The sequence below is a fragment of the Undibacterium sp. SXout7W genome, from assembly GCF_049339385.1.
Taxonomy (GTDB): Bacteria; Pseudomonadota; Gammaproteobacteria; order Burkholderiales; family Burkholderiaceae_D; genus Undibacterium.
This window is the reverse complement of the sequence record NZ_JBMPPF010000029.1, coordinates 19,328-30,547: the sequence shown is the minus strand read 5'-3', so window position 1 is coordinate 30,547 and position 11,220 is coordinate 19,328. Positions and strand designations below refer to the sequence as shown.

General features: G+C 44.7%; 11 protein-coding genes and 1 pseudogene. 9 read left to right on the top strand and 3 right to left on the bottom strand.

Going from position 1 to position 11,220, the window contains the following annotated elements:
* The first annotated feature begins 431 nt into the window (after window positions 1–431).
* Window positions 432–695, top strand: coding sequence for a transposase (locus tag ACO0LB_RS19795; RefSeq protein WP_423052285.1), 264 nt, complete (start codon window positions 432–434; stop codon window positions 693–695).
* Between the two features lie 12 nt (window positions 696–707).
* Window positions 708–920, top strand: a pseudogene (locus ACO0LB_RS19790) (zinc ribbon domain-containing protein); the annotation flags it as partial.
* Window positions 921–934: 14 nt separating this feature from the next.
* Here the strand turns inward: ACO0LB_RS19790 and ACO0LB_RS19785 are convergent.
* On the bottom strand, window positions 935–1,261 hold the full coding sequence (locus ACO0LB_RS19785) for a hypothetical protein (protein WP_423052283.1): 327 nt from the start codon (window positions 1,259–1,261) through the stop codon (window positions 935–937).
* 848 nt (window positions 1,262–2,109) lie between these two features.
* Complete coding sequence (locus ACO0LB_RS19780; protein WP_423052281.1) at window positions 2,110–2,712, bottom strand: sterol desaturase family protein; 603 nt, start codon at window positions 2,710–2,712, stop codon at window positions 2,110–2,112.
* A gap of 320 nt (window positions 2,713–3,032) precedes the next feature.
* Here ACO0LB_RS19780 and ACO0LB_RS19775 point away from each other — a divergent pair, with 320 nt between their 5' ends.
* The 4 genes from ACO0LB_RS19775 to ACO0LB_RS19760 are packed head-to-tail and all read left to right on the top strand — an operon-like array spanning window position 3,033 to window position 6,557.
* On the top strand, window positions 3,033–4,151 hold the full coding sequence (locus tag ACO0LB_RS19775) for an MlaE family lipid ABC transporter permease subunit (RefSeq protein ID WP_423052278.1): 1,119 nt from the start codon (window positions 3,033–3,035) through the stop codon (window positions 4,149–4,151).
* Window positions 4,151–5,002 (top strand): ABC transporter ATP-binding protein, encoded by an 852-nt coding sequence (locus tag ACO0LB_RS19770; RefSeq protein WP_423052276.1) that lies wholly within the window; start codon window positions 4,151–4,153, stop codon window positions 5,000–5,002. The genes ACO0LB_RS19775 and ACO0LB_RS19770 overlap by 1 nt, the downstream gene beginning before the upstream one ends.
* The gene (locus tag ACO0LB_RS19765; RefSeq protein ID WP_423052274.1) at window positions 4,987–5,937 is read left to right on the top strand and encodes an MlaD family protein; all 951 of its coding nucleotides are present in this window, start codon (window positions 4,987–4,989) and stop codon (window positions 5,935–5,937) included. The genes ACO0LB_RS19770 and ACO0LB_RS19765 overlap by 16 nt, the downstream gene beginning before the upstream one ends.
* Window positions 5,934–6,557 (top strand): ABC-type transport auxiliary lipoprotein family protein, encoded by a 624-nt coding sequence (locus tag ACO0LB_RS19760; RefSeq protein ID WP_423052272.1) that lies wholly within the window; start codon window positions 5,934–5,936, stop codon window positions 6,555–6,557. Before ACO0LB_RS19765 ends, ACO0LB_RS19760 begins: the two co-directional genes overlap by 4 nt.
* Window positions 6,558–6,636: 79 nt before the next feature.
* On the opposite strand, the gene ACO0LB_RS19755 is transcribed toward ACO0LB_RS19760, so the two are convergent.
* Window positions 6,637–7,173 (bottom strand): ferritin-like domain-containing protein, encoded by a 537-nt coding sequence (locus tag ACO0LB_RS19755; protein ID WP_423052270.1) that lies wholly within the window; start codon window positions 7,171–7,173, stop codon window positions 6,637–6,639.
* Between the two features lie 149 nt (window positions 7,174–7,322).
* Between ACO0LB_RS19755 and ACO0LB_RS19750 the strand changes: the two genes are divergently transcribed.
* The 3 genes from ACO0LB_RS19750 (at window position 7,323) to ACO0LB_RS19740 (ending at window position 11,070) form a co-directional block, all read left to right on the top strand.
* Window positions 7,323–9,359 carry an AsmA family protein gene (locus ACO0LB_RS19750; RefSeq protein WP_423052268.1) on the top strand — a complete coding sequence of 679 codons (2,037 nt, stop codon included), beginning with the start codon at window positions 7,323–7,325 and terminating at the stop codon, window positions 9,357–9,359.
* A gap of 325 nt (window positions 9,360–9,684) precedes the next feature.
* Window positions 9,685–10,092 (top strand): PRC-barrel domain-containing protein, encoded by a 408-nt coding sequence (locus ACO0LB_RS19745; protein ID WP_423052266.1) that lies wholly within the window; start codon window positions 9,685–9,687, stop codon window positions 10,090–10,092.
* A 429-nt stretch (window positions 10,093–10,521) separates the two neighbouring features.
* Window positions 10,522–11,070, top strand: coding sequence for a DUF1003 domain-containing protein (locus ACO0LB_RS19740; protein WP_423052264.1), 549 nt, complete (start codon window positions 10,522–10,524; stop codon window positions 11,068–11,070).
* Window positions 11,071–11,220: the final 150 nt, after the last annotated feature.

Sequence of the window (11,220 nt, the reverse complement as noted above, 5' to 3'; positions counted from 1 at the left end):
GCCTGGCTCAACAAATTCAAACGTGTTCTCACTCGTTGGGACCGTTGCGCTGATCGATATACAGGCTTTGTTCATCTGGCTTTCTCTATGATTCTACTTCGAAGATATTTATGAAATGAGTTCTAGTCTATTGCAAAATACTTACAAATTAGTGACATCAAACATCAATTTACTATCATATGTGTAATCTGATTATCGAATTAGCGTGTAAAACCTCGTCCTTCAGATCGGGGATATCAGCGCAGGAGACGACAACCTCATTGCTTTTTCGATGTTCTTCGATGGATTGATTATATATACAGTCTTTCGCTATGCCATGACCACAAATAGTTCAACTACCATCGCTAAATCCTCATTCAATACTTGGGTCATACGTCTGCGTACAAAGCTTAAAAGAGTTTGCTGCCTTCTCTGATCCTGCGTTAGAGAAGATGGAAGCGCAGCAGTACTACCGGGATCTGGAACCGCGTCTGGCGATCGCGCAGCGTGCAAACAAGTCAAGGCAGGTCAGAAAGATTCACGCCAGGATTGTGAACAGGCGAAAGGATCATCATCACCAATTAAGCACCATACTGGTCAAACAGTATGGTGCGATCTTTGTTGGCAACGTGAATGCGTCCTCCCTGGCAAAGTCAAGTGTGGCCAAGTCCGTACTGGATGCTGGCTGGTCACAGTTCAGAACTATGCTGTCATAAGCGTATTCCACCCCAGACTGTTCTGTGTGCGGTACAGAAGATCATCTTGTACGCAGCGGTCCGAAAGGACTGAAATATCCTGGAATAAGAAAATGGACTTGTCCGCAGTGCGGCACAACACATCATCGTGATCGCAATGCGGCGAACAATATTCTCCGTAGCGGACGTGCGACGCTGAAAGCAGGAATCCCCTTCCTTTCCGCGCAAGCGGCAGCCGGTAGCTGAGGTGGAGGAGGATGTCAAGAATGGTGAATTTTCAAGTCACTCATTTTCTTAGTGTGATGGTTGATACTATTGTTTAAAAAATTCTTGCGCCGATCTCCCATTAAACAACGTAGTTCTCTGATATTAATACCACTGATTTCGTGTATACGTATCAATAAAGAAGCGCCCACTGGCAAACGCAAATGACGAATCTTACTGATAACAGGAGGAGCGACTGCTAGTGCTCTGGATAACGCAGCATCATTTTTCAAATGCAATTCTTTGATAATCGTATTCAGTAAATGATTAGGATCGTAGCTGATCTCGCTAGTCGTGCCATCGAGCTGGAGTAAATTTTTCATTTCTTTTCCATATTTTTTTGCACATCAGAAAATCCAGCAGGTATTCATAAACAAAAGTTGTTTGGTGCTGGTATTTTTCCCGACCGCCAGCCCCGGTAGTCCGTATTGTTGAAACCTGCATCGTGGAAACATGAAAAATTTCATTTAAAAATACATACCAGCCACATTCAGAAATTTTTTTCCACGATTTTCTGTCCATCAATTTCAGAATTCGGAGTAAAAATGATATAACATTTTCAATATTATTCTCTGTTCGCTGACGAACAGATGGTGCTGTTCTATTTCTATTAAATATGCGCACCTACCAGCGACCGATTGCACCTTCAGGCAGGTGACCGGCACCGAGTTCTTACTGAGACAAGCCATAGCTATCCCACAGGGACAAAGGACTATCGATCTCTGACATCCATAGCTGCTCGTCCCGGTATTGGAGTGCCGATGCTTTGAAGGGGATCCAGCCTAATGAACGGCGTACACCGTTAGAATTTCGCCAGCGTAGTTTGATTTTGTTGAATTACTTGCGGCGGATGGTGTCTACTTTTGCGATCGTTTGAATTGGCCCACATTGTACAAACATGCCAGGCACTGGCATGTTTACCTTTGATACGAAGACATGTGACCCGGCTACTGAATGATGCTTTAGCGACGCTGGTTGAATGATCGTTGGCCATGGAATGGCAAATAACTGGATATGCAATCATATCTATCGAAGAACATTGCAAAAGCAAGGAGACTATTGCCTCCCGCGCTAATATCACTGACCTGAAGGACAGAGTTTTGCGCGCTAATCCGATAAATGTCTGATTAACAATGATTCCATCCTCGTGCTCAACGAAAATTAGTTGAAGTTAATTTCTATCACTATTTTCGTCCCTATTTGGGGCCTGCTTATAAATGCAACGATGAAGATCGTCACTCCTAAAAATCGCATCCCAAAAGCTTGTAGTGATGCCAAAGAAAATAGGAGCAACGTCGGTATGATAATGGCGCGCATGCCATATTTTTCGCCGCTTTAGCCAGTCATACTTACACTGCCAATGATGTATTGCATGATGAATGATCGCGTAAAACAAATATCCGGCATTCAAACCTAATGCCAGCGTACCGGCGAATAGCCAATTCGTAAAAATAAGTACAGGTATAAACATCAAAAAAATGATCAAACTCACACTCAGAATAATCGGCGTTCCTGTCATTGACGAAGGATGCGCATGATGCGTCGCATGCCAGCATTTGAACGGCTCCACACCATGCAAAATAAAACGATGTAAAAAATATTCAACGCCAGTAAACGCAAATAGCCCTAACACAAACAAAATCAGCATCCACAAAGGATGAGGGTACGGGGCACGAATAACCAGAAAAATAAGCAAACAACACACGGCCAAACCGTTTAACACAAAATCCGTTATGTATGCAGCCTTGCAATGCCCGAGTGAAAATAGCAGCATATCGATCTGTCCTCAAATGAAGTGTGATTTAGTTATGCATTGAAACTAATCTGACTGACAGAAATACTCCGTGTATCACCGTACATAAAAAAGTTAAACAAGGTAACCAGTTGTTGGATCATATTCGTCACACAACATGCTGACAAAGCGGTAGCTTCTGGCAACTGACCCTGCTTAGTACGATAACGCACAGATATGATGTAGATAGATGGGTAAGTTGGAAAATATGTTTTCACAACATCAATCTATATGTTTATCTACACCACTAGTCACACCCGTTGCATCAAATCTGTTACAAGAATTTGTATGCGTCACTGCCAATGATGCCGCTCGTCAATATGGCAAGCATTCGCCAAACAGAGCCGGGATTATTGCAATTCTCAGGCCAATGGACAGTGTGCCAACTCGGTAATGTCATGCAGCAGCTCGACGCATTATTACTACATCAACCGCAAATATTGGAATTTGACGGAAAGCAGGTAGAAAGTATCGACAGTATTGCTGTATGGATCTTGCAGATTCGCTTGCAAGCATTACGCGATAACGGTGTGCAAGTAAGCATGTCGGATTGGCCAACTCAATATCTGAGCATGTTGAATGCGCTTGCTGATTTGCCACCGAATGTGACAGCAGCAGTCACACCAACCAGCAATTTGGAAAAAATCGGGAAGAATAGCATCACCATCTGGCACGACAATCTGGTATTTCTCGGATTTATTGGTGAAACTGCGATCCGTATGCTGTGTCTGCTACGCCATCCAAGTCGTACTCGCGGCCGCACCGTCTTACACAATATTCAGATCGCCGGGTTTAACGCCTTACCTATCGTTGGTATTACCTCATTTTTGCTAGGGATTGTCATTGCTTACCAAGGCGCCGATCAACTCAAACATTATGGGGCAAATATTTTTGTGGTCGAGCTTGTTGGCTACGCGATGCTGCGTGAATTTGCGCCGTTGATCACCGCTATCATTATTGCAGGGCGCTCAGGATCTGCCTATACAGCGCAAATAGGGACGATGGTGGTAACCGAAGAAATTGATGCTTTACAAACGACAGGCATCAAGCCGATAGACCTGTTAGTGCTCCCTAAATTAATGGCATTAACTTTGGCCTTGCCACTGTTGACCTTATTTTCTGACCTGACTGGCGTCATGGGTGGCATGTTGATGGCCAGCAATCAATTAGGCGTGAGTTCGCATGAATTTATTACTCGTTTTGCAACAGAAATCCCACTCAAAACTCTGCTGATCGGTATTGGAAAATCACTGTTATTTGCCATTGTTATTGTCATAATCGGCTGTTATCAAGGTTTTCAGACAAAACCAAATGCAGATAGCGTTGGTCAACAGACGACACGCAGTGTGGTGCAGTCTATTTTTATCGTGATTGTGCTGGATGCGGGCTTTTCGGTCATCTTTAATGTATTGGATATTTGATGAACCAGGCCAAATGCATTGCGAATGATTATGTGGTTGAAATGCAGCAGGTTTGTACCCGATTTGGCAAAAAAATTATACATAGCGGCATCAATTTACAGATAAATCGCGGCGATATTTTTGCGATTGTCGGTGGCAGTGGCTCTGGCAAATCAACTCTATTGCGTGAGATGATCTTGTTGCATACACCTGACTCAGGCAAAGTCAAAATACTCGGTAATGATCTTGCCCATATCAGCGAGGAGCAAGCTAGCTTGTTGCGGCAGCGTTGTGGAGTGATGTTTCAAAAAGGTGGTTTATTTGGCACATTAACTGTCAGTGAGAACATTGGCCTACCGCTACGTGAACATAGTAATTTGGCGGAAGACATCATTAATCAGATCGCTGCCTGGAAATTATCGTTGAGTGGCCTTCTACCAGAATCTGCCGCCTTATATCCTTCAGAACTTAGCGGAGGCATGCTGAAGCGGGCTGCTCTGGCGCGGGCATTGGCATTAGATCCAGAGCTATTATTCCTTGATGAGCCGACCGCTGGCCTGGATCCAGCCAGTGCAACTGGGATTGATACCTTGGTACGTTATTTACATACCCTGTATCGACCAACTATCGTAATGATTACGCACGATCTGGATTTGCTGTGGCAAGTGACTAATAAGGTTGCAGTTCTGGGGGAGGGGAAAGTGCTGGCAGTGGGTTCCATGATGGAATTATCACGCTTGGAGCATCCTATTATCCGTAATTACTTTGATAGCGCTCGCGGTAGAGCAGCACAACAACAAGCCGAGAAGATACAAGGAGTCAATCAACAAATCCGCAAGGATAATCTGGGCTGCACATGGAAACCAAAGTGAATTATTCTGCCGTTGGCGCCTTTGTGTTGTTGTTAGGTGCACTGCTTGTAGCGGCGATACTATGGCTATCTGTGGGTCTCGGTAGGCATGCGCAAAAGGTTTTATACCAGTCTGTTGTGAGCGAATCGGTGGCTGGACTTAATCTGGATGCACCAGTCAAATATCTGGGGGTAGATGTTGGTAAAGTTCATGCGATTAAACTTGATCCGAGTAATCCGCAACAAGTACAACTGGTGTTCGCCATTAATGCCGGCACCCCTGTCAAGACAGATACTGAAGCCGTTTTAAAAACACAGGGGCTGACAGGAATTGCGTATGTGGAATTAAGTGGAGGCTCCCCCACTGCATTATTGCTACAAGCACGACCTGGACAAATCTTACCTCAAATAAGTACCAAACCCTCCCTGAGCGCACGACTGGAAAATGTATTAAGTGCTGTCCTTACTAACCTCGACCGCACGGCTGCTAACATCAATGCCGTCTTAAATGATGAGAATCGCACACGCTTTACCAAAATTCTACAGGATACTTCAGCTGTCATGGACGTATTGGCGTCACAAAAAGCCGTCATCCGTGCGGGTATTGCTGATGTTGCCATTACCGGTCGCCATACCGCCGAAGCCAGCGCAAAACTCAATGTCTTGTTTTTACGCATGGGCGCGAGTGCCGAGGCAATCACGGCCATGGCAGAAAATGTAGGCCAGGCCGGTCTCAGCACAAAAAACACAGCGGATCAGTTCGGTAAGGGTATGCGTCAGTTCAATAACGACACGCTGCCAGAACTGCAAAGACTGATGACTGAACTAAAAGATCTGTCAATATCCCTGAATCGGCTCATCGAACAAACAGAACACAACCCCAGTATTCTGATCAGAGGACGTCAGGCATCACCTCCCGGACCAGGAGAAATATACTCGGAATCTCCTTCGCCATGACATACCGCCCTACACTACCACTAGTGGCTTTATTGATTTTATTGACCACGGCCTGTTCTGTCTTACAACCAGTGCCAGTTGCACCTATACTGGTGTACCGACTTGATGCGCCAGAATTCACAACATCAACAACGTTACAATATCAACCCGCTAGTATCCTGATAGGCCACATACGCGCTGTAGCTGGTCTTGACAGTAATCGGATGCTATATTCTCGACAGTTGTATCAAGTCGAAGTTTTTCAGCAAAGTCAGTGGCAAAAAGCACCTGCTGCGATGCTCATGCCATTAGTCACCAGTGCTCTTGAATCCAGTGGTCAATTTCAGGTAGTTCTACAAACACCAAATTCCATACAGGCTGTGTATCGGATAGACCTGGAGGTCACTCGCCTACAGCAGGAATTCACCACCTATCCTAGCCATTCCCGCTTCAGCCTGCGCGCCTACTTATCTGATAATCGAACACAAACATTCATTGCCTGGCACGAATTCGATATCACCATCGCGGCCCCAAGTGAAGATGCCTACGGAGGTGTTATTGCCAGTAACCGTGCGGTTGCTCTGGTAATGCATCAACTGATCGCGTTTTGTACCGAGCAACTAACGCGGACAAAAAAATAGCTACCGTGATGTGTGGCAGCTAGAATGATGAATCAAAAACTTTATTGGTTGCGACAATACCAAGCGCTCATTGACAACGTCAAGCTAATAAATCTCTCATATCATCGGCATGTTCTTCCTCTTTCGCCATCAATGTGACTAATAGCTGCCGCGTAGTCGGATCGCTGTCACCTATCTGAACCAACATTTGACGATAAGATTCAATAGCAACTCTCTCAGCAATCAAATTGGCTTTCAACATCAAGCGAATATCGTCAGAGCCGTCATATTCAGCATGGCTACGCTCGGCCAACGTTGCTGGATCAAAGTCCGGTTTTCCGTTCAACTGTACAATGCGCTGCGCAAGCAAATCAGCATGCCCCTGTTCATCAATTGCGTGTTGCAAAAATTCGGCTTTGACTGGGCCATTGTGTACTCCCGATACAGTGTAGTAATGCCGTTTATATCGCAAAATACAGACTAACTCCGTCGCCAGCGCTCCATTCAACAAAGCGATGACCTCCTTCCGATTACCCTGATATCCCGCAGTCACAGCGCCATCATCAAGATTTTTAGCCGCTTCCCGGATTGCTGTGGTATCGATCCCTTTGGTCGTAAAACTATTAACTTCATGCATGGTGTTTTTCCTTTAAAAAATATCCGCATTCACAATAGACGTTGAATCACTCCGGTATAGGCTGAGCCAATACCGGAGTCGGTACGATGACGTACATAACAAGATATCGTTTTGAAGTAGCCTGTAAATTGACATAAAAAAGGCACTCCATGAAGCCAGATAACACAGTTTTACGTGTCAGCTTAATACTGACATCGGGCTTCATCAGCCTGCTATTTTTGAGTCTCATTATCTTGTTGAATATAGACTGGAACCGGGTTAAACCTTGGCTCAATGCGCGTACGAGTGAAGCTTTGGGCAGACCATTCAGCATTCGCGGGAATTTGGTGCTGACATGGAAACATCAGGACACCGGGCTAAAACCGACCAGCAACTGGCGTAACAGTATTCCTTGGCCATATTTGCTCGCACAGGATATTCATATTGGTCAGCCGCCAGATATAGCGCAAGAGAATAAAGCAATGCAACAGATACCAACCGGAGATATGGTGCATATCAACGAACTATCTTTCTCTCTGGATCCTTTAGCTCTGCTAGGGAAAAAAATCACGATCCCCTTGATTCGATTTCAGGGAAGCAGTCTGTCATTACAACGCTTTGCCAATGGCACCAATAACTGGACTTTACCGAAAAATACCCAGGCATCATCCTGGCAACTAGAATTGCGTAAAGTTGTGTTCAGTCAGGGACGAATTCATTTTACGGATGCCATTCGCCAAGCCGATATCACAACCGAGATAGAGAGCGTTAATACTGAAACAGGCTATGGCATCAAATGGACACTTAAGGGAAAACTACATGATGAAGAAATCAATGGTGACGGAAAAGCTGGTGCTATTCTGTCCCTGCAACAGCAGGATATTCCCTTTCCCTTAACGGGGCGATTGCAAACGGGAAATACAAAAATTTTTGCAGAGGGAAGTTTAACTAAACCCAATGATCTGGCAGCGTTGGACATGCATTTACAGGTATCGGGGATCAGTATGGCAAGGCTATATGCGTTGACAGGAATCGTCTTTCCGGAAACTCCTGCTTACGCAATAGCAGGTCATTTGACGGCAACGCTGGGGAAATTAGATCGCCACTGGATATATGATAACTTTAAAGGGAAAGCAGGCTCAAGTGACATTGCGGGCAGCCTGGAGTATCAAACCAGAAAATCAAGACAATTACGTCCATTATTGACGGGCAAGATCGTTTCACAGAAATTACAACTAGACGATCTGGCTCCTCTGATTGGAGCAGATTCGAATGCAGGAAAAATCAGGCGCGGCGCTCCTGCCGTGCAACCAGGTAATAAACTACTACCCGTCGAAGCCTTTCGTGCCGAACGATGGCGGACCATGGATGCCGATGTCATTTTGAGCGCAGACAAATTGATGCGCCAGAAAGAACTCCCTATCCGCAAGCTAGAGACGCGGTTACTATTAAAGGACGGGGTCATCTCCATGCTGCCGGTAAGCATTGATCTGGCTGGTGGCCAGATACAAGCACATATTACTCTGGACGGCAATGGCACAACACTAGCGCGCGCGATACGGGCTGAAATGCGTGTGGTAATAAGACACTTGCAATTGCAGCGACTATTTCCAGCCTTGACTGCTCCAGAATGGACTTTAGGTGAAATCAATGCTGATGCAAAACTATCGGCTACCGGTAATTCAGTCGCCAGCATGTTAGGAACCGCCAATGGCGATATCAGCAGCCTGACCAATCGCGGCAGCATTAGCAAACTATTGCTGGAAAAACTGGGGTTAAATATAGGTAACATCGTATTGATCAGTCTGGCAGGTGATAAGCAAATCCATCTGAACTGCATATTCAGCGATTTTTCTGTCGCTCATGGTCAGATGAATATACGCAGTTTCTTGATTGATACCGACGAAGCGTTGATTACCGTCACTGGCAGCATTGATATGCTACAGGAACAACTCAACCTGACGATCAAACCGGACAGCAAAACTTTGCGAATCTTATCTTTACGCGCACCGGTCTATGTACGTGGTAGTTTTTTACATCCCCAAGTCAGTGTCAACAAAACAGTAGTGGCAATACGCGCAGGCGGCGCTATCGCTCTTGCCCTGCTCAGCCCATTTGCTGCCTTGCTACCACTGATCAATACTGGGCCAATGAGGAACGGAGGCTGCACTGCTCTTTCAATACCGCCTAATACAACCAATAAATAGTCATAGATATCGATAACACCCTTGAAGATGATCATAAGTTGACATCAAATTTCTTGCGAGAAAAGCAAAGCGCTTCTGATATTACTGCGCGATCAATCAAGTATCGCGTCCGTTACGAGTAGCAGGACTGAGCATAACAGCGCTTTATCGACAATTTATACGTACTGATAGGTGCTGGCTAAAACAGTCACAATATCGGCAAATAGAATACCTCAATAGCATTACCCGGTTATAAAAAGCTTACTGTGTTGTGTTTGCTATCGAACGGATTAACTTTCAATCCTACTACATGCTGAAACCTCTACTTACCATGGAGAATAAGACAATGATTGATAATTCAAATACCTATAACTCGGCCAATCCTGATAACGGAATCAATGATCACAAAGGGCCAGGCTCAGAACTCATGGGTGCACATACACTAACGGGGGATAACGTGGTAAACCCGGCAGGTGAACATCTTGGTGATATTAAGGAGATCATGTTGGACATGCGAACAGGCCATGTTGCTTATGCCGTCGTGGCCTTTGGTGGTTTACTTGGCATTGGTGAAAAATTGTTTGCAGTGCCATGGAAGGCGCTGACACTGGACACGATCAACAAATGCTTCATTTTAAATATCGAAAAAACACGCTTTGAAAGCGCCCCCGGCTTTGATAACAATCACTGGCCAGATATGGCAAACCAAGCATGGTCAGACAACGTGCATCATTACTACGAACTATCCGTATGAATGCATCACAAAACACTGACCAAACAAATTAAGAACATCAACTTAAAAGCATTGATTTACGATCAGCAACACTATGTCTTTGTCGGCGATGAATAATAAATTCCGGCGCTATGGTTTTTATAAACGTAGCGCCATTTTTACAAATCACTCTCTTCTATCGAATTTGTTTACTGCTGTTCCGGAATGTAGTGATTGGGTCGATCACAAATTCTTAATCGCCCCATGCCAACATCTTTTCGTAAACTATACGTTAAACAACATAAATACCTTGCGACATTGACTACACGAGTCGGAACGAAACACTGCGAGTACAAGGAACAATTTCTTCACTCAACATAACCGCAAATCATGTAAACGTATAAGTCGAATCAGAAGTATTTTCGGCGTGATGTGCCATCGAACGTCCTACCGCCTCAATCCAGAAATACAATGAAAAAGCAAATACCAATCCCATCTGACACGCTTTCCGACGCGGTCAAGAGCAATATTGAAAATATTGGAAAATACTACGATCGCGAGGAAGAGAAAATTTCCGGCACACAAAGCATGATTGAATTAATTAGTACTTTTTTCGGAAGTACCATTTATTTTAGTAGTTTTGTGATGTTCGTCGTACTTTGGATTATCGGAAATGAAAGCGCATTGATTATGGGATATATCCCAATCGACGTTCCTCCGTTTTTTTGGCTACAAGGTTTACTCGGATTAAACGGCGTGCTAATCGCCATTGCCGTGCTGACGCGCCAAAGTCGCATGACTAAGTTATCAGACCTGCAAGTTCATCTTAGCCTCCAGGTCCATTTATTAACAGAGCAAAAGGTAACGAAAGTACTGCAACTCTTAGAAGCATTACGCAAGGATATGCCAGATGTCAGAAACCGGGATGATCCAGAACTCACCGCAATGCAGGTTGACACTGATTTGAATGCGGTCCTGGATGCCTTAGAAGCACAAAAAACAGAATCACACCGCACATAAACGATTGAACTACTATGAAAGTGAGGTAGCACTCAATACGCTTCAGAAATAACCTCGGTAGATACTTTCTTTGTCCGAATAGTAGAACCGTTACATATGCACCAGACATATATATCCAGCATAAAATGCTCGTCAGTCCGAACGACTGTA